At 39.9% G+C, this 18,509-nt stretch carries 17 protein-coding genes and 1 tRNA gene; 12 read left to right on the forward strand and 6 right to left on the reverse strand.

What is annotated here, in order from left to right; translation table 11 throughout:
* Positions 1 to 296: 296 nt before the first annotated feature.
* A complete protein-coding gene (locus BN997_RS10705; protein ID WP_042532131.1) occupies positions 297 to 842 on the forward strand; it encodes an HAD-IIIA family hydrolase in 546 nt (181 codons plus the stop codon).
* A gap of 278 nt (positions 843 to 1,120) precedes the next feature.
* The gene (locus tag BN997_RS10710) at positions 1,121 to 1,384 is read left to right on the forward strand and encodes a hypothetical protein (RefSeq protein ID WP_042532133.1); all 264 of its coding nucleotides are present in this window, start codon (positions 1,121 to 1,123) and stop codon (positions 1,382 to 1,384) included.
* 233 nt (positions 1,385 to 1,617) lie between these two features.
* Here BN997_RS10710 and BN997_RS10715 read toward each other — a convergent pair.
* Positions 1,618 to 1,688, reverse strand: a tRNA-Ala gene (locus BN997_RS10715).
* Positions 1,689 to 1,944: 256 nt separating this feature from the next.
* Here BN997_RS10715 and hepT point away from each other — a divergent pair.
* The 9 genes from hepT to BN997_RS10760 all read left to right on the forward strand — a co-directional run bounded on the left by hepT (position 1,945) and on the right by BN997_RS10760 (position 9,881).
* The gene (hepT, locus tag BN997_RS10720) at positions 1,945 to 2,370 is read left to right on the forward strand and encodes a type VII toxin-antitoxin system HepT family RNase toxin (RefSeq protein ID WP_042532135.1); all 426 of its coding nucleotides are present in this window, start codon (positions 1,945 to 1,947) and stop codon (positions 2,368 to 2,370) included.
* Positions 2,371 to 2,568: 198 nt separating this feature from the next.
* Positions 2,569 to 3,756, forward strand: a complete 1,188-nt coding sequence (locus BN997_RS10725; protein WP_042532137.1) for a DUF4317 domain-containing protein — start codon at positions 2,569 to 2,571, stop codon at positions 3,754 to 3,756.
* 162 nt (positions 3,757 to 3,918) lie between these two features.
* A complete protein-coding gene (locus tag BN997_RS10730) occupies positions 3,919 to 4,353 on the forward strand; it encodes a GNAT family N-acetyltransferase (RefSeq protein ID WP_042532138.1) in 435 nt (144 codons plus the stop codon).
* Positions 4,354 to 4,391: 38 nt separating this feature from the next.
* Positions 4,392 to 5,768, forward strand: a complete 1,377-nt coding sequence (locus tag BN997_RS10735) for a DHA2 family efflux MFS transporter permease subunit (RefSeq protein ID WP_042532140.1) — start codon at positions 4,392 to 4,394, stop codon at positions 5,766 to 5,768.
* Positions 5,769 to 5,866: 98 nt separating this feature from the next.
* Positions 5,867 to 6,865 carry an LLM class flavin-dependent oxidoreductase gene (locus BN997_RS10740; protein ID WP_042532142.1) on the forward strand — a complete coding sequence of 333 codons (999 nt, stop codon included), beginning with the start codon at positions 5,867 to 5,869 and terminating at the stop codon, positions 6,863 to 6,865.
* A 143-nt stretch (positions 6,866 to 7,008) separates the two neighbouring features.
* Entirely contained in the window at positions 7,009 to 7,281 is a 273-nt protein-coding gene (locus BN997_RS10745; protein WP_042532144.1) for a YhdT family protein, read from the forward strand.
* A 39-nt stretch (positions 7,282 to 7,320) separates the two neighbouring features.
* A complete protein-coding gene (gene panF / locus BN997_RS10750; protein WP_042532146.1) occupies positions 7,321 to 8,754 on the forward strand; it encodes a sodium/pantothenate symporter in 1,434 nt (477 codons plus the stop codon).
* Between the two features lie 104 nt (positions 8,755 to 8,858).
* Positions 8,859 to 9,323 (forward strand): hemerythrin domain-containing protein, encoded by a 465-nt coding sequence (locus BN997_RS10755; RefSeq protein ID WP_042532148.1) that lies wholly within the window; start codon positions 8,859 to 8,861, stop codon positions 9,321 to 9,323.
* Positions 9,324 to 9,545: 222 nt separating this feature from the next.
* Positions 9,546 to 9,881 carry a DUF5362 family protein gene (locus BN997_RS10760; protein ID WP_042532150.1) on the forward strand — a complete coding sequence of 112 codons (336 nt, stop codon included), beginning with the start codon at positions 9,546 to 9,548 and terminating at the stop codon, positions 9,879 to 9,881.
* Between the two features lie 66 nt (positions 9,882 to 9,947).
* On the opposite strand, the gene BN997_RS10765 is transcribed toward BN997_RS10760, so the two are convergent.
* The 5 genes from BN997_RS10765 to BN997_RS10785 all read right to left on the reverse strand — a co-directional run bounded on the left by BN997_RS10765 (position 9,948) and on the right by BN997_RS10785 (position 16,485).
* Positions 9,948 to 11,921, reverse strand: a complete 1,974-nt coding sequence (locus BN997_RS10765) for an acetoacetate--CoA ligase (RefSeq protein WP_042532152.1) — start codon at positions 11,919 to 11,921, stop codon at positions 9,948 to 9,950.
* Positions 11,922 to 12,172: 251 nt separating this feature from the next.
* Positions 12,173 to 13,321, reverse strand: a complete 1,149-nt coding sequence (locus BN997_RS10770; protein ID WP_042532154.1) for a conserved virulence factor C family protein — start codon at positions 13,319 to 13,321, stop codon at positions 12,173 to 12,175.
* A gap of 12 nt (positions 13,322 to 13,333) precedes the next feature.
* On the reverse strand, positions 13,334 to 13,864 hold the full coding sequence (locus BN997_RS10775; RefSeq protein WP_042532156.1) for a type 1 glutamine amidotransferase domain-containing protein: 531 nt from the start codon (positions 13,862 to 13,864) through the stop codon (positions 13,334 to 13,336).
* Positions 13,865 to 14,000: 136 nt separating this feature from the next.
* Positions 14,001 to 15,116, reverse strand: a complete 1,116-nt coding sequence (gene ald, locus BN997_RS10780; RefSeq protein WP_042532158.1) for an alanine dehydrogenase — start codon at positions 15,114 to 15,116, stop codon at positions 14,001 to 14,003.
* Between the two features lie 115 nt (positions 15,117 to 15,231).
* Complete coding sequence (locus BN997_RS10785) at positions 15,232 to 16,485, reverse strand: PucR family transcriptional regulator (protein ID WP_042532160.1); 1,254 nt, start codon at positions 16,483 to 16,485, stop codon at positions 15,232 to 15,234.
* Positions 16,486 to 16,711: 226 nt separating this feature from the next.
* Here BN997_RS10785 and BN997_RS10790 point away from each other — a divergent pair, with 226 nt between their 5' ends.
* Positions 16,712 to 17,812 carry a YkvI family membrane protein gene (locus BN997_RS10790; protein WP_042532162.1) on the forward strand — a complete coding sequence of 367 codons (1,101 nt, stop codon included), beginning with the start codon at positions 16,712 to 16,714 and terminating at the stop codon, positions 17,810 to 17,812.
* The last annotated feature ends 697 nt before the right edge of the window (positions 17,813 to 18,509 follow it).

Genomic DNA, 18,509 nt, shown 5'->3' on the forward strand with positions numbered 1-18,509 from the left:
TCCATGTTTGTGCATACAATACTAGCCTATAACACATTTGATATGGAACATAAAAACCCTTTTATTCCTAGGATGTCAAACTAATGAGGATTACTTAACTGCTCTCCAATTGCTTTATATTTCAAATTATTTGATTCTCTTATCCACTAGCAAATAACCCCCGCTAATCATCAGATGCTGAGCTTACATAAATTAAGTAGTTCAGTGTAAACTGAATGTTATAGAATTAATTGAAAAGGATTCTTAAACGGGGGAGTATAACAGGTTATAAAATATTAAATTTAGGGGGAATGAGCATGAGACAATTAGAAGCAATCTTTTTAGATCGTGATGGAACAATTGGCGGGGATGACACGGTTCATTATCCAGGTGAATTTGAACTCTTTCTATACGTAGAGAAGGAAATCAAGAGATTAAAACAAGACAATATAAAAATTTTTTCGTTTACAAATCAACCCGGAATTTCAAATGGTTTAGCCAAAAGACAGGATTTCGTACAGGAATTAAAAGGTTTCGGTTTCAATGATGTATATATATGCCCGCACAGACATGACGAAGGGTGTTCCTGCAGAAAGCCGAATACAGGTATGTTAATCGAAGCACAGCAAAAACATGAATTGAGGCTTGAAAACTGTGCTGTTGTAGGAGACCGATGGAGTGATATAGTTGCCGCAGCAAAGGTGGGAAGTATTAAAATTCTTGTTAAAACTGGGGCTGGAAAGTCTTCCCTAAATGAGCATTTCGATAAATTAAATGATGTAAACATTGATTACATAGCTAATGATTTTAAAGACACTATAAGTTGGTTGTATCGTAATTTTATTTTAAGCAATAGATTATGAAGTTTATTTCATAAAAGGGCATGATTGTTTAACAATGATAAGTAGTAAATGTCTAACCTTTTCACAAAAAGGAATCTACAAAAAAGAGCTTCCTAAAAGTTAAAATTGTATCTACTGCACATAAAGTTATCATTTCTCAACAGCGGGACTATACTTCTGTTGATATTTTTCTATAACCTTATTTATGTATTTATATATAGTATAAATCTAAGTACGATTCATTTCTATGCAATGGATGAAATCAAATTATTAATTTTTAAGGCGCTTCACCAAAATCTATGGGTGACATAGTAGCTATTAATTTCAATTTATATATTATTGGTTTAGGCGGTAAATATAATCCTGCTAGCCCAGAACCAGATAAATCCTATGGAATTTGGTTTTCAGCTATCGCCATTTTTAATGTACTTGTCATAGTATCTGCTTTTGTGCAGTTGAGGGTAAGAAAAATATGGCTTTTTTTAATAACGATAATAGGTTTAATTGTTTTTTTAATCTACTTTTTACCACAGATTGTGCTTTATTTGGAGAGTTTATTTTAAAGTGGATAATTAATAGTACTGAATCGGATTTGATTTGTAAAACAAATGGGATACCATGTAAGAATAAAGAAGTACTATCTTGTTTTTGACTTTTAAAGTTAGAGAATAAAACTTTTAATATTTTCCCATACAAATTGCTGATAAAATTAAGCGTATGAATAAAGTAGTGCAGTAAAAAACACGTTTCTCATTCTGAATTAGAATAAGTAAGCGTGTTTTGGTATAACCAATGATGGAGCCTACGGGAATCGAACCCGTATTATTTGACTGCCAGTCAAACGTAATCCCATTATACCAAGGCCCCGAAATATTTTAATGAAGTATGAGAGGTTAAATACGATTGAAGTATTTACATCTGAATTATACTGCCATTGTTAAATATAAAATAGGTGGAAAATATATCAACAAATAGTATTATATACTTTTCGCAGACTTGCATCAAGTTTTTTTGTTCTATTTGCATCCTGTTTTTTAACGGGACAAATTTGTCCATTGTTTCTGAAAAAATAACATAAAGCACACCAATCCGTATTGGAGAATTTAAAGAGGAGGTTCTATGTATGGCGAATGACGTTATTTTTAATAAGATAGCTATTATGGAAAGATGCCTTATCCGCGTGAAAGAGGTTTATAATGATAATACAGAGAATTTAAAAGATTTCACAAAGCAGGACGCTATTATTCTGAATATCCAAAGGGCATGTGAAGCAGCTCTCCAGCTGGCAATGCATATTGTTTCTGATGAGAGATTAGGATTGCCGCAATCGAGTGAGGATGCTTTTGATAGATTACTGGAAGAAGATATAATTAGTCAAAGGACTGTAATCCGGTTAAGAGAAATAATAGAATTTAAAAATAGTGCAGTTCGTCATTATCCATCATCGTTGAATCTTGATAGGATGAAATCAGTTATAGAGAATCACTTAGATGAATTTACTGCTTATAAAAAAGAAATTCTAAACTATCTACATAAAAGTAACTATTAAAAATACAAGTAAATAAAGTGGTCGAGAAGAATAAGCTTTCTGTTATCAGAAGGCTTATTTATTTGTAATCTTTACTCCTTAAAATCTTAAATGAATAGAAGAACAACCTCCTATTGATTTGTGATAAAATAGATAGACGCTGTTGAAAGCTGGCAGCAAAAAGTGATAAGCCGATTAAGAAACAGAGGAGAATCCAATTTGAATAAAAAAGATATTGCCGATATAAAAAAACAATTCAAAGTAAATAATGATTTATTAAAGATACAGGATATTTTCAATGTATATATCATGAAAGAATCGAGTGAAATCTATCATTATGAAAGTACGCCGTTTGAAATGCTGGAGGATGAACAGAAAGATTTGTTTATGGCGAATTTTAAGAAGGTGCTGACGGGGCAGCTGGATCAAAAATTGTTTGAATTGAAATTCCAGCGTGATGTGGAAGACAGCAGCCAGCTTATTCTTCACAAGGGAATGCTCTCAAATGATACTGGGGAATGGAAGGAGCAGATGCTCGAGCTGGTAGCAAAAATGCTGAAGGATAAACAGTATGAAATGGATATTGTTATTACGTTTATCCATGGAGAGTATGCAAAGCCTACGAAGCGGAGTAATGAAGAATCGGAGGAAAGCAGCAGGGACAGAGTGTATTCCAGTCCATTTATCTTATGCAGCATCAACAAAACAATGGACCCGAAAAAAGAACTGCTTTTTGATTATGTGGAGAAGGAATTTAAATATCATTTTGTGGTGGATCCAGTGATTAATTTAAAACAGCCTATCGGCGGGTTCTTATTCCCTGCTTTTACCGGCGGGGCTGCGGATGTGAACCATGTTCTTTATTCCGCTTCGAAACCGTATGAGCTCGATTATCATTTTATTGAGGAAGTGCTGAACGCGGAGGAAGCAATGACCGCAGAGGACGATAAAATCGTGTTTGAGGAAATTGTTAAGGATGTAGCAGGAGAGCAGATCAATACGACGACATTGGCGAATGTATATGATGAGATTCAGCGTGTGGTGGAAGAAAATGAAGAGCCGGATGCGCCAATGTTAGATTATAAGGATGTAGAGAAGGTGCTGACAAGCAGCGGTGTACAGGATATTGATCCGGATAAAGTAGAGTCTGCTTTTAAAAAGGTTATTGATGATGAAAAGTATGAGCTGAAAGCAACCAGTGTAGTTCCGAAGTATACGTCTAAATCCATTAAAATCAAAACAAAAGTGGCTGACCTTAAAGTATGTCCGCAGGATCTGCGCTATCTTCGCCAGACAACGCTTGACGGTAAGCTTTGTTTAATGATTGAAGTGGAAGAAAACACAGTGATTGAAGGGTTTGAAATGATTCCGGAAGCTATCTTTAATAGAGTGGAAGACGAGGAATAATATAGTAAAGTCTCTTAGTCGAAATAAGGCTGGGAGGCTTTTTAAGAGACTTAGCAAGCTTATTATATTTGTTGCATTTACAACAATAGTCAGTTATTTTACAATAGTAGCTAATCATATTTTTTAACAGGATGCAAACAGAGGCAGAGAGGGGAAACTCAGGTGACTTATAAAATCGTAACAGAAGAACAGGATTTACAGAAGGTTTTTGAGATTAGAAAAGAAATCTTCGTAAAGGAGCAGGAAGTGTCCGAAGAAGAGGAGTTTGATGCATTTGATTCGCTGGATGCGGACTGCAATCATATTTTAGTATATTACGATAACAAGCCTGTAGGAACAGGAAGAGTGAGAGCGGTAGAAGAAGTCGGGAAGCTGGAACGAATTTGTATTTTAAAGCCTTATCGTAAGTATGGGCTTGGCAAGGTAATTGTGCAGTCTTTAGAAGAGATTGTTTTACAAAAAGGATTAACCCGCGCAAAACTGCATGGTCAGACGCATGTGGAAGGATTTTATCACAAATTGGGATATGAAACGGTGTCAGATGAATTTTTAGAAGATGGTATTCCGCATTATTTGATGGTGAAGCAGTTTAATTAAAGCATTACATATAACGTCACAACGGATAAGGAGGAGCCATGCAGCCTAAATTAGAAAACAAAGGGGTTATTATTGTTACGCTGGCAACAGGATTTTTATTAACATTCTGCCAGTTCCTATTGATTACGTCTTACCCGGCGATTATGCGGGAATTTCAGATTAATGCCACGGAAGTACAGTGGCTGACGACGATTTATTTATTAACAACCATAGTATTTATCCCGTTGACGGGCTATTTATCTAACCGATTTTCAACCAAAGCGCTTTTAGTATTTGCATTGCTTTGCATGGCTGCCGGTCTTATTGTTGGCGCTTTTTCGCAAAGCTTTATCCAATTGATTCTTGCCAGAGCGATTCAGGCGGTTGGAACTGGCGTCATATTGCCCGTGATTCAAACGATTTTAATTACCGTATTTCCAAAAGAAAGAAGAGGGTTCGCACTTGGACTGCTGGGCGGCGTCATTAATGTCGCTCCGGCAAGTGCGCCGTCTTTGACCGGGATGATTATTGATGTTTTCCATTGGCGCATCCTTCATTGGTTTATGCTGCCATTGGTGCTGATACTTTTGCTGTTAGCGGTTTTCTATATGAAGGATGTATTGAAAAAACAGGCAGCAAGGCTGGATATTCTCTCTGTGATTCTTTCGGCAGGGGCTTTTTCTTTGTTTATTTTTAGTATCAGTAATATTAGTGTTGCCGGCATGGACCTGTATCTCGTTATTTTGCCATTTTGTATCAGTGCTGTTTTTTTATATCTTTTTATCCGGCGGCAATTAGCAGATGACGTGCCTGTGCTGAATGTGCGTTTGTTTCAGAACCGCACATTTCTGTTGGCTGTGGTGCTTATATTTATGGATATGATGCTCTTATTATCGGCAGAGACGATTTTGCCGATGTTTGCGCAGAACGTCTTAGAAACGAGCGCCTTTCTATCTGGATTTTTATTAGTGCCAGGCACGATTTTGCTTTGTATTGTCTCTGTTATTTCGGGAAATTTATATGATCGGTATGGCGGAAGGATTTTAGCTGTTATCGGTTTTGCTTTTACGCTTGTGTCGTTAGTACTGATGACAACGCTAAGCATCGACAGCTCTCCATTTTTGATTATGATTTATTTCTGCTTTTTTATGACCGGATTTGGTTTGTCGCTGATGCCGCTAGTTTCTGTCAGTGTCAATGTATTGGATGAAAAGGAAATGGCTCATAATTCAGCGATTGTTAATACCGTGCGTCAATTGGGAATGGCTTTTGGCGTGGTGATTCTGACAACCGTTATTAGTGTAACGACTGCTGTCATGGATGCACCGGAGCGGACAGGAACCTATTGGGGGACGACGTATGCATTTATGATGATGGCTGTGACGGCATTGCTTGGTGTGTTGCTGTCCATGCGGATAAAGGAGAAAATAGAATAGCGGAGCAGCGGTAAAAAGCAGAAATGTTGAATGGAAGACATTTCTGCTTTTTAATTATTTGTAGAAGTTTTTAAACTGGAAAAAGGAACGTGTTTAACATGAAATTAAGTGTACTAGATCAATCTCCAATTTCCATGGGGGAAACGCCAGAAGCGGCATTACAGCATACGCTGGAGCTGGCAAAATGGACGGAGGAGCTTGGGTATCACCGCTATTGGGTGGCAGAGCATCATAATACGAATGGGCTGTCGATTTCTGCTCCAGAAATTGTGATGACGAGAATCGCTTCTGTTACAAGCCGTATTCGTGTCGGCTCAGGCGGTATTTTGCTGCCGCAGTACAGTGCGTATAAAGTCGCTGAGATTGGCAAAACATTAGCGGCGTTTTTTCCTGATCGAATTGATCTTGGCATTGGAAATTCGCCGGGAGGTTCTCCACAGACCAGGGCTGCGCTGACAGATAATCAAAATCGGAGTTTAGCTGAATTTCCGAGACAGGCTGCTGATTTACAGGGGTTTTTGCATAATTCCCTCCCGCGGGACCATGATTTTCGTTTAGTAAAGGCCACTCCGCGTGTGAATCAGGTACCGCCGCTTTGGATACTCGGGTTATCCGCGCGAAGTGCAAACTATGCAGCAGAACTGGGAACAGGATTTATTTTTGGCCATTTTATCAATCCGGAAAAAGGTGTGAAGGCGCTCCAAACGTATCGGGAAAATTTTACACCATCTGTCAGTATGGAAAATCCGCAATCTATCGTATGTATTTTTATAGTCTGTGCAGAAACAGAAGAAGAGGCGGAGGAGCATGCGCTGACACAGGATAAATGGTTATTAAATGTCAGTAAAGGATTAGGAACGAAAGTAACGTCTAGCAAGGCTGTTCACCGTGATATGGATAAACTGAGTGCAGAAGATAGAGAGATAATCCAAAAGAACAGGGAAAGATGTATTATCGGTACACCGGAAACAGTGAAACAACAGCTATTGGAGCTGCAGAAGAAATACCAGACGGACGAGTTTATGGTCATTAATAATACATTTGATTTTGAAGCAAAGAAAAAATCTTATCGTCTGTTGGCAGAAGCAATGCTTTAAACTAGTAATGAAATAATAGGAAGTGGAACAAGGATTTGTTATGTCTGTGATCTAATTGAAAATGCTGCCAGTTTACAGTTGATAGGAATTTGATTATAGTAAGAAAGAAAATAATCTTTTCAGAATGGTTAGGAGCTTTTAGTATGAAGAGAAAAGAATGGACGGATAAACGTTACAAAACTGCCAACCGGGAAGCTTGGACCGGTGTAGCGCTTGTGATTTTTAATTTTATCTGGTGGTTTGGATTTGCTTATGGACTTGGAAGCAAATCTCCAGAATCCTATCAGTACATATTTGGTTTCCCGGCTTGGTTTTTCTTCAGCTGCATTCTTGGATTTGTCGTGATGATGCTGTTAACGGTATTTGTTGTTAAATTCTTTTTTAAAGATATGTCTTTAGAAGCCGAAGAGGAATAAACAAAGTATGTCTTATTTTGAGATCAAGGGAGTTTAACCATGAATTGGGAAGCTGTTTTACCACTATTTATATTTATTGCGATTATTTTTATGATAGGAATTTGGGCTGGCAAATTTGTCAGCCGCTCTGATTCGTTTTTACAGGAATATTTTCTTGGCGGCAGAAGTCTTGGCGGCTTTATTTTGGCGATGACACTGGTAACAACCTATGGAAGCGCGAGCAGCTTCCTGAGCGGGCCGGGAACAGCCTATAATGAAGGGCTTGGCTGGGTGCTGCTATCGATGACACAGCTGGCAACGGGTTACTTTGTCTTGATGGTGCTCGGCAAGCGTTTTGCGATTGTCACCAGAAAATATAAAGCCGTTACAATCGTTGATTTTTTGAAGGAAAGATACCAATCCAAATGGGTTGTGATTCTTTCTGCGGCCAGTATTTTGATTTTCCTGTTTTCGGCGATGTCGGCACAATGGATTGGCGGGGCACGTCTGGTTCAATCCTTGACAGGGATTCCATATTTTACGGCGTTATGTATTTTTTCAATAGCTGTTTTAGTATATGTTGTCGTTGGCGGCTTTCGCGCAGTAGCGATTACAGATGGTATCCAAGGTATTATTATGTTTATAGGTACACTTATTTTACTTATAGCCGTAATTATAGCAGGAGGCGGTGTATCTCAGATTATGCATGATCTGTCTGTGGAGAATCCCAATTTGATTACACCATTCGGTGCAGATGGAAGTTTAACCCCTGCTTATGTTTCCTCCTTCTGGATATTGGTCGGTGTCGGGGTTGTTGCCTTACCGCAGATTGCGGTTCGTGCGATGTCTTATAAAAATACAAAGGCGCTGCATCGAGGCATTATTATTAGTACCTTCGTAGTCGGTTTTATTATGCTGAATATGCATTTAATTGGAGTGTTTGGAAGGACTGTACTTCCCGGTATCGAAATCGGTGATACCGTGATGCCGGAATTAGCACAAGCCGTTTTACCGGGCTGGGTTGCCGGAATTGTTCTAGCAGCTCCGATGGCGGCGATTATGACGACGGTTAACTCGCTGCTGTTAATGGTAAGCTCGACGATTGTAAAGGATGTTTATCTAAACTATATCCGTCCTGATGCGAATGATAAGACGATTCGCAAATGGAGTATGGGTGCTACCGCGTTAATAGGAATCATTGTTGTATTGATGTCACTTCAGCCGCCTGATTTGATTATCTGGCTGAATTTATTCTCCATGGGCGGGTTGGAGGCTGCTTTTATCTGGCCGATTATCCTCGGGCTTTATTGGAGAAGGGGAACCAAGCATGGAGCAATTGCTTCGATGCTCACCGGTGTACTCAGTTATATTATTTTTGAAACATTTTATCCGCAGCCGTTTGGCATGCATTCTGTGGTGACTTCTATGCTGCTGGCTTTGACTGCATTTGTTTCAGGAAGCTTATTATATGAAAAAGAAGCTATATCAAGCTGAAATCGTATATCTGCAGACAGGGTTTGGTTTATACTAGAGGAGAAGACGCTTCTCCCTGTTTTTAGCTGGAGAAGTTTATCAGACAGTGTCGGAGGTGGGTTATTGTGAAAAAACAGCGGCATGATGCACTGAAGCCATTATCACATCACCATCATCATGCATTAGTACAAGCAATGGAATTAAAGCAGGCCGGTACAGAAAAGACCGATAAATCCTTAGGCGAATCCATTAGAGGTCTTATTGACTATTGGGAAAAGGATGCCGTCCTTCATTTCCGGGATGAGGAAGAGGTTCTGCTGCCGCTTTATGAAGTCTATGCTGAAAAAACGGAAATCGAATTGATGAAAGAAATGCTTTATCAGCACATGCAAATCCGCAGTTTCGTTTATGCGATACGTGAAAACAGAGAGGCCCCATATGAAAAAATGAATCAGCTTGGGGAGCTGTTAGAGAAAAATGTCAGGTTTGAGGAGAGAGAAATCTTTCCAGTTATTGAAGAAGCTGTTCCAGGTAAATACCTGCATCAGGTGTATGGAAAGTTTCATCGTGATTCCTACAGCGGTTTTTAAATAAGAGAAGGAATGCTGATGGAAGGGAGCTTATCCTGCCATCAGCATTTTTCTATTTAGAGAGTTTGATTTGTATAACATAGGGCAGGAATCACACGTTTTCATCTAAAACATAAAGTAATCGTAAAACAAATCCATAAATAAACGGAACTGGAAGAATGTTTAATAAATCGATTAAAGGTGAATATAGTAATAAAGTCACTATTAAGGAGAGGCGATTTGATGGATTATTTAAATATAGACCATTTAAAAAGAATTGCAACATGGGGGGGAATTGTTGGAGCGGCATCCATTATCATGGGGGCAATTTCGATTGTTTTAACTTTAACGGTTGATCCGAGCATGATTCTTTCTGGTATTATTTCTATTATAACTGGCTATCTCTTTTATCAAACAGGCATAGAGGCTTCTAATATTATAGCTTCAGACGATTTTACAGCAGGCAATGTGAATGAGTTATTAAATAAGTATGGAAAATTATTGCTGATTATGGGGATTTTAACGATTATCTCGTTAGTCGTGCTTATTCCATTGATTATTGTATTAATCTCTCTTTGATTTAAAAATAAGGTATTTGTTGAAAAAGCTGATGGAAGAATAACGGCTATCTTCCATCAGCTTTTTTTAGATGTTCTTAGCTAATTCGATAAAATAGTCGAGACTATCCGGATTAATCAGAGAGCCTCGATTAATAACGGCTTCTGCATCCTGACCCATCAAGATTTTCTTAACGGGAATTTCGACTTTCTTTCCATTTAAAGTTTTTGGAAGTTCTTTTACTTCATAAATATGGGTCGGAACATGCCTTGGGGAGCAATGTGTCCGCAGCTGCTGATTAATTTCCTGTTTAATGTTCTCGCTTAATGCTTCGCCGTCTTTCATTACAATAAATAAGGGGGTAATCGAATCGCCGTTTCCTTTTGGTAAATCAACCATTAAACTGTCTTCAACAGCGGTAACATAATCCGTGACTCGATATATTTCACTCGTTCCAATTCGGATGCCGCCCCGATTGATTGTTGCGTCTGATCTGCCGTAAATGATAGCTGTATTTCGATTTGTCAGTTTGATATAGTCTCCATGGCACCAGACGCCGGGGAAGGTATCGAAATAGCTGTGGTACATCCGCAGCCCGGAGTCATCGTTCCAGAAATAAATCGGCATGCTTGGAAATGGAGCGGTCAAGACAAGCTCGCCAATCTCATTTGTAATCGAATTTCCGTCTTCATCAAAGCTTTCAATTTTCGCTCCCAGTCCTGCACACTGAATCTCTCCGGCATAAACAGGCTGAATAGGGCAGCCGAGTAAAAATGCGGTGCAAACATCCGTCCCGCCGCTTGCCGAAGCAACCCAGATATCATTTTTGACATGTGTATAGCACCATCGAAATCCTTCTGGAGAAAGCGGCGAGCCTGTTGAACTGATATTTCTTAAAGAAGATAGATCAAATTCGCTTTTCGGCGATACATTATCGTTCATACAAGCTGTGATAAAGCTGGCGCTTGTGCCAAATACATTCATTTTTGTCCGCTCGGCAAGCCGCCATAAAACCTGTTTATCCGGATAAACAGGGCTGCCGTCATACAAGATAATGGTAGAGCCTGTTAATAATCCGCCGACAAGGAAATTCCACATCATCCAGCCGGTTGTAGTAAACCAGAAGAAGCGGGAGCCGGGGCTTAAATCCAAGTGCAGGTGGAGAGCCTTCAAATGCTCCAATAGAATACCGCCTTGACTGTGCACAATAGGCTTCGGTTTGCCGGTTGTTCCAGAGGAATAGAGTATCCAGAGCGGATCGTTAAAGGCAACAGGTGTATACGACATTTCCAGTTTTTCTTGATGCGCTGTTGCAATATCCCAGGAAATCGGCTGTATACAGTCACCGAAATCTGCCTGCTTGTTTAAGTAAGGAATAGTAATCGTTGTTTTTAAAGAAGGAAGCGCAGATTGCAGCTCCTTGACTACATCTAATCTATTAAATTTCTTGCCGTTATACGTATAGCCATCGACCGTAATCATCGCCTTTGGCTCGATTTGCTGGAAACGCTCCATCACGCTCTGGGTTCCAAAGTCAGGAGAAGCGCTGGACCAGATAGCTCCTAAGCTTGCCGTTGCAAGGAAAGCAACCACCGTTTCATAGATATTTGGCGCATAGCAGGCTACCCTGTCTCCCTTTTCAATTCCTTGCTTTTCCAATGTTTTTTGAAGCGCAGCTGTGTCTTGATATAGTTTCTCCCAAGAAATTTCCTGCAGCTCCCGATTTTCCGATGTATGAATAATAGCAGGGCTTGTTAATGTTTTATTCCGGAATACATGCTCTGTGTAATTGAGGCTTGCTTCGGGAAACCATTTTGTTCCGATGATTTGATTGCCGGAACGCACCGTTTGATAAGGCTGGTGCGACTGGATATTGAAATATTCCCAAATAGATTCCCAGAATGTATCGAGATCCTCCACAGACCATTTCCATAAATGATAGTAATCTTTAGTCTGGATATGTTTATATTCTTGTAACCAAGTACGATAAGAAGTAATATTTGCCTGTTCCACTTGTGTTTTACTTGGTTCAAAAAGCAGCGTACCTTCTTGTGTATCCATTCGTTATTTCCCCCTTCAAGTACTCCGATACTACTATTATAGGAAAACGCTTTCTATACGTAAAGGAATTGAAATGGAAAATATATGTTTTACAGCAAAGAGAAAAATATAAAACGATCAGCAGTGAAGCGTGTAGCTTACAGGAGAAAAGAATATATATTAATGATATGTATCGTCTGTTCCATTTAGATATGAAAAAACTAATCCAGAGCATAGCTCTGAATTAGTTTAGATTCATCTGTGAAAGCATCCTATTTTGATTTTGCTGCCTGCGTCATTTGGTGCCAGACAGAGCCTTTTGCTTTTTCGCCGCCTTGAATACGCTCTAAAGCTAGTTGTATTTGCATGCGTACTTCAAACTCTGGTTCCTCAGCAGATGCTTCTTCAAGAGCAGGAATAGCAGATTCATCGCCCGCCTCATATAAATACATTGCTCCGCGCCAACGGACAATCCGGCTTTTGTCCTTTAATGTTTCAATCATGTTTGGAATCGCCTCTGTAAAGCCCAGGTCTGAAATACAGTCACCGGCTGTTCGACGGACATTCACGGCTTTATCAGCCAAAGCTTCATATAGCAATGGCAAAGCAGCTTTATCCTCCAGCATGCCTAAATAAGCAGTGGCCAAACGACGGATTGATGCTTTTTCATCGTGAATCGCTTTTTCTAAAAGGGCAAGATCGTCCAAGGTCGGATCCAGACGATCCAGTGCTGCATAACGTTCCCGCCAATCCGGGTTATCCAGTTTTTCAATCGGAACATGCTGATAGTAGTTTGTGGCTTTGCTTGTATTTCCATCAGTTTGTAAAGCTAATTTCACAAGGGTATCCAGTCTTTCCTGGTTATAACTTGCCTTTAACTCTTCTATAACATCCTGACCGATTTCATCCATATTGCCGTAGCGAGGGTGCTGTTCTTCCCATTTTCGGTCCATGATGACATTTTCAGAAGCGGGAGAGGCTTCCATTACAGCTTTGGAAAAACGCTCTGGCAGTCCGTAGCGTTCCTCCTTATCTCCTTCTTCCAGCTTTACCTGCATTGGAATCCCTAAAAATGTATGAATGAAAACATGAACTTCGCCAAATGTTTCCGAAGGTGCTTCTGCATCAGCAGATAATTCATCGGTCTGGTTAAAAGCTTCGTTTGTTCCCAATACATTCCGGACCTTTGGCAAAAGCTCCTCCCAGGGTGTCTTCGGATTTCGGGCCAAAGCAATAAAATCGACGACACGATAGATGTTTTTGACCCCATCCAAAGCAAAAAGCTTCTGCACATACTCCGGAGCTTGAGCTAAATCGTCCTTGTTACTGTAATTATACGTTTCGTCGGGAGGAAGCGTCTCGTTCACATTGATTTTCATAGAATGCGGACTCGGTGTCGGTTCTATAGAAACAATTTTCATTTGTATACTCCCTTAACGCTGATATTCTTCCATCACTTTAATCAGTTCACGGAGATAATCCGGTAAATCAGGCGGTCTTCTGCTTGAAACAAGATGACCGTCCGAAACAGCCGGTTCATCAACCCATGTCGCTCCGGCATTGGTCATATCATCCTTGATTCCAGGTGTACTGGTTACGGTTTTACCCTCTAAAATATTGGCAGAAATTAATACCCAGCCGGCATGACAAATTTGGCCAATAGGCTTTTTCTGCTCATTCATATGCTGAACGAACCTGATAACCTCCGGGAAACGACGCAATTTATCTGGAGCCCACCCGCCGGGTACCAGGATAGCATCATAGTCTTCTGGATTCACTTCAGAAAGGGCATAATCTGATTCAGCAGGAACACCGTATTTTCCAATGTATTTTTGATTGGCAGCTTGTCCGACTAAATCTACCTGAGCGCCTTCTTCACGCAGACGGTGAACGGGATACCATAGTTCCAGATCTTCAAAGTCATGATCAACAAGTGCGATAACTTTTTGGTTTTGTAAACGCAAAATAATCCCTCCATTCTTTATAGAAATAGTTTAACAGACTGGCGTAAAAATAACGATTCCAACGACTTTTAACGGAGCTGAAGCCAAGAAAAAGCCATCACCTCGGTTTAACAAGGTAATGGCTTTGGAATACGTATTATTTTAAAGCGTCCTGTACAGAAACATAATCATAATTTAAATCATTGGCAACTGCTTTATTTGTTACATGCCCATTCATTACATTCACACCGCTGGCGATTGGAGCGCTATTTTGAATCGCATGCTCGACGCCTAGTTTCGCAATATTGACTGCATATGGCACGGTTACATTTGTCAGTCCGACCGTTGCTGTGCGTGGAACAGCTCCTGGGATATTGGCAACAGCATAATGAAGGACGTCATGTTTGACATAGATTGGATCTTGATGTGTAGTAGGATGGTCAACGGTTTCAAAGTTACCGCCCTGGTCAATTGCTACATCAACAATGACACTGCCCGGCTGCATCGCTTGAATCATTTCTTCTGATACAAGCTTTGGCGCTTTTCTGCCTGGAATCAATACCGATCCGATAACGAGATCCGAATCTGTGACAGCTTCTTCAATATTTAGCGGGTTTGACATTAATGTTTGGATGCTCGAACCAAAAATTTCTTCTAATTCGCGAAGACGCTGCGGGTTTAAATCAATAATCGTAACGTCCGCTCCAAGACCGATTGCTACGCGCGCTGCGTTCGTGCCAACAACACCGCCGCCGATAACCGTTACTTTTCCTCGTTTGACCCCGGGAATACCGCCAAGTAAAATGCCTTTGCCACCTTCTGATTTCTCTAAATATTGGGCGCCAATCTGCGTAGCCATACGTCCGGCGACTTCACTCATCGGTGTCAGAAGCGGGAGAGCGTTACCTACAACAATGGTTTCATAGGCGATTGCTGTAACTTCTTTCGCGACAAGCTCTTCCGTTAATCTTGCATCAGCAGCTAAATGAAGATAGGTGAATAATACTAACCCCTTCCGGAAATAACGGTACTCTGATTCCAGCGGTTCTTTTACCTTCATTATCATATCAGATCGTTCCCATACGTCCGAGGCCTCTGCGATAATCTCTGCTCCGGCCTGCTTGTATTCTTCGTCCGTAAAGCCGCTTCCCAAACCGGCTTCTTTTTCAATTAGAATCGTTTGCCCGGATTGAACAAGGTTCACTACGCCGGCTGGTGTCATAGCAACACGGTTTTCATTGTTTTTTATCTCTCTAGGTACCCCAATAATCATGTTATTCGCCCCTTTGTTTATCATTTTATACTTATAATGGTAACGCTTTCTTTGTGAGAGTTCATTATGAAAATAAATGAATTGAGTCCAAAACGTTTGTGTATTTACACAAATCCTATGATTTTTCCAGCTTGTCAGCTAATAACTCTAAATAAACCGCTACTTTCTGATGCGGATTTTTTAAATCAAGATTGCTAATTTCATGAATACGTTTTAAACGATAATTCATGGTATTTGGATGGATAAACAACGCTTTTGCTGTACGATGTACGTTGGAGTCATGCTCCAAAAATTTTTCTAAGGTGTACAATAAATTACTTTGCTGGCGCTGATCATATTGCTGCAGACGTTGAATGTATTTATTTGTATGACGCCGCTTATGACGATGTTCTTTTAATACGTCTATCCACTGAAAAACGCCTAGGTCTTCATAAAGAAAACAAGAAGACAGTTCATCGGGAAACTGCTTTTGCAGGGAATTTGTCTGAAGCGCTTCCTCGTAAGCCCTCGTCATATCTTTTGCAGACCCGTAAATTTGGCTTCCTGCAGCGCGCATGGAGGTCAATTGCAGCTGTGTGCTTATTTTTTCCTGAAACTGCTCAATAAACTGATAAATTTTATCGGATGTATCATCCGTCTTCCATAATCGTACCAATAAGATAAAATCTTGATCATCAAATAAACGGAAAATCGTATTCACCTGCATGACAGTTTCTGAAAGGTAGGAAGCGTGCTTTTCAATCTGCGGTGTGATTGCATCTTCAAAATGAAAAACAATGATAGCAAGGCCATCCTGCAGCTTTATATTAAATTGTTTTTCGTAGGATTGAATTGTGCTGGCGCTGACAAAATCTGCTGTTAACAGCTGCCAGAAAAAGTCTTTATAAGCTTGTTCTGTATTTCTTCGGCCAGGCAGCTTCTGCAGGATAAACTTTTTCACCTGCCGGGTAGCTTCACTTAGAATTTCCAAATCATCCTTACTATATTCATTTTCACCTGTATGTGCCCAGATAAAACCTAAAATTTCGTTTTTCTTCCAGATGGATATAGCAATCCGGTTTCCAAGTCCAATTTCTTTGATTTCGGGAATAATGACTGGCTGATTACTATCAATCAGCTTGGGCATTGCTCCGTTTTTCCATAAACCGTTAATAACTTTATCAGGGACTTTTCGATTCATGATGGTGCCGATTCGTGCTTCATCAATATTTTCGGTATGTTTACTATATGCAAGAACATAATGATTCGCATCCTCAATGGTAATAGGACATGACAATACCTCACTGATTGTATCGGCAAGCTCGTCTAAAGATGAAAAAGGCTGCTTTAATGTTGCTATTTTATTTTTTGTGATATGAGATGAGTTCATAAAGTACACCCCTTTATAAAGATATGCTCTGAATAGAAAATGCATTATTTTGAATAAATTTAATAATTGGTATACTTGCTTTTTATTAGTAGGATAGACTATCATTTTCCATAAGTAATCTTTTTTTATATACTGGTTATAAGTATATACATACTTTCATTTTAGTATATACACAAAAAGATTTCATCTGATACTTATAAGATAAAAAGAACAGAGGGGGAAGCACATGAAAAAACTAATGAAAATCTTTGTGATTGCAAGCGCATTCATAGGGGTGATCGTAGGCGCCGGGTTTGCATCCGGACAGGAAGTGCTGCAGTACTTTACAAGCTTTGGTACAGTGGGAATTCTGGCTGCATTTGTTTCTACAGTGTTTTTTGCATATGTTGGAATGATGCTGGTCTGGTTAGGGAGCAAGGCACAGACAACTTCTTATAATGATGTTATCTATAAAATCAGCCATTTTAAAATCATTGAAAAAATCACTCGTATTAACCTGATTGGGTTAATAGTAGATGCTGTATTAGTATTTACGCTATTCGGCGTAGGGGTAGTAATGATTGCTGGAGCTGGAGCGAACCTGAATCAGCAGTTTGGGCTGCCTCATGTTGCAGGAGCGATTTTAATGACAGTATTGGTACTGCTGACAGGAATGCTGAAAGTGGATAAAGTGGTTGCTGTAATCAGCAGTATTACACCGTTTTTGATTTTATTTGTTATCGTTATCTCTATCTACAGCTTTTTTACAATGGATGGATCTTTAGCTGAATTAAATAGTACGGCAAAGAGCCATGGACCGAATTTTCCAAATTGGTTTGTTGCAGGCTTAAACTATGCTACCTTTAACACTTCTGTTGGCGCGGCGATGTCCATTGTTATGGGGGGAGCAGTGAAAGATAGAAAAACAGCAGCCATTGGCGGATTAGTAGGCGGACTGGGACTGGGTGTATTAATTCTTCTTAGTTATTTCGCGATTTTTGCTAAAATTGAAGAGGTTGGTAATTTTGAGATGCCAATGTTGGGGATTGTAAATAATATTTCACCAGTGTTAGGTATTATCATGGCACTTGTACTTTTTGGAATGATTTTTAACACAGCAATTAGTATGTTCTTTGCGTTTGTTACCAGGTTTGCAAAAGTAGAAACGAAAAAATTTAATATACTATTAGCTGCCACCCTGGTAGCAGGCTTTATACTTAGCTTTGTCGGTTTTACCGATTTAGTCTCTAAATTCTATTCGCTGATTGGCTATATGGGACTGGTACTGATTGTGGTACTGATTATTACACCATTTAGAATGAAGAATATTGATTTTGATGATAAATGATACATCATACAGTGTGAAATAATAGGAAATGTAAGGTGAAATGTAGTGCCAGTCATAGGAATTGGGTGTAAATCACCCCATCTCCGCTGACTGGCATTTTTTAAAGAATAGGAAAGTATATAAAAAAGCTGAAGATAGCCGCTCCAACGGGTTTCATGGGGTGAGTAATCGCAACCCCAGAAATACACTCCGCTTTCCGTGGGCTTGAGCTCAGCCTCCTCGAAAAAAGAAGTTCGCTTTTTTCTGCGGGGTCTTCGCCCTGCGCATTCCCACAGGAGTCTCCGTGTATTTCTTCTGGGACTGCGATTACTCGCCCCATCAAAACCGTCGCTAGAATTAGCGTCATTTCTTTGTAAGAAGAAAACAAATAAACATATTTCTTCTTAGATGGGAGCGGATGTTGTCGACTCCTGCGGGAAAAGCAACAGGTGAAGGCCCCGCAGGAAGCGGTTTTCTTCCTACCCGCAGGGCATAAGTGCGACTATGCTTCTGTCTGCGCCTGACGGCTTGCCAATCAGCAAGTCTTCTTTAAAGGAGGCTAAGCCGTTGCCCGCGGAAAGCGACTTCCCGCAGCGGACATCTCTTTAGCAAGAACAGCTGTGTTTTAAGGACCAAGTATTCTCCTTGGTTTTTCTTAGAAGTTAAGAAAATATAAACTTTCTTACTGCATAAGTGTAACTAACATTTACACAATATT

It is taken from the genome of Oceanobacillus oncorhynchi (assembly GCF_000821065.1).
In the GTDB taxonomy this organism is placed as follows: domain Bacteria; phylum Bacillota; class Bacilli; order Bacillales; family Amphibacillaceae; genus Oceanobacillus; species Oceanobacillus oncorhynchi.

Bases quoted from the DNA above. Each gene is read 5' to 3' on its own strand.
- BN997_RS10710 (WP_042532133.1), top strand. From the start codon at position 1,121: ATGGGTGACATAGTAGCTATTAATTTCAATTTATATATTATTGGTTTA.
- BN997_RS10745 (WP_042532144.1), top strand. From the start codon at position 7,009: ATGAAGAGAAAAGAATGGACGGATAAACGTTACAAAACTGCCAACCGG.
- BN997_RS10760 (WP_042532150.1), top strand. From the start codon at position 9,546: ATGGATTATTTAAATATAGACCATTTAAAAAGAATTGCAACATGGGGG.
- BN997_RS10770 (WP_042532154.1), bottom strand. From the start codon at position 13,321: ATGAAAATTGTTTCTATAGAACCGACACCGAGTCCGCATTCTATGAAA.
- panF (WP_042532146.1), top strand. From the start codon at position 7,321: ATGAATTGGGAAGCTGTTTTACCACTATTTATATTTATTGCGATTATT.
- BN997_RS10785 (WP_042532160.1), bottom strand. From the start codon at position 16,485: ATGAACTCATCTCATATCACAAAAAATAAAATAGCAACATTAAAGCAG.
- BN997_RS10735 (WP_042532140.1), top strand. From the start codon at position 4,392: ATGCAGCCTAAATTAGAAAACAAAGGGGTTATTATTGTTACGCTGGCA.
- BN997_RS10705 (WP_042532131.1), top strand. From the start codon at position 297: ATGAGACAATTAGAAGCAATCTTTTTAGATCGTGATGGAACAATTGGC.
- hepT (WP_042532135.1), top strand. From the start codon at position 1,945: ATGGCGAATGACGTTATTTTTAATAAGATAGCTATTATGGAAAGATGC.
- BN997_RS10790 (WP_042532162.1), top strand. From the start codon at position 16,712: ATGAAAAAACTAATGAAAATCTTTGTGATTGCAAGCGCATTCATAGGG.
- ald (WP_042532158.1), bottom strand. From the start codon at position 15,116: ATGATTATTGGGGTACCTAGAGAGATAAAAAACAATGAAAACCGTGTT.
- BN997_RS10740 (WP_042532142.1), top strand. From the start codon at position 5,867: ATGAAATTAAGTGTACTAGATCAATCTCCAATTTCCATGGGGGAAACG.
- BN997_RS10765 (WP_042532152.1), bottom strand. From the start codon at position 11,921: ATGGATACACAAGAAGGTACGCTGCTTTTTGAACCAAGTAAAACACAA.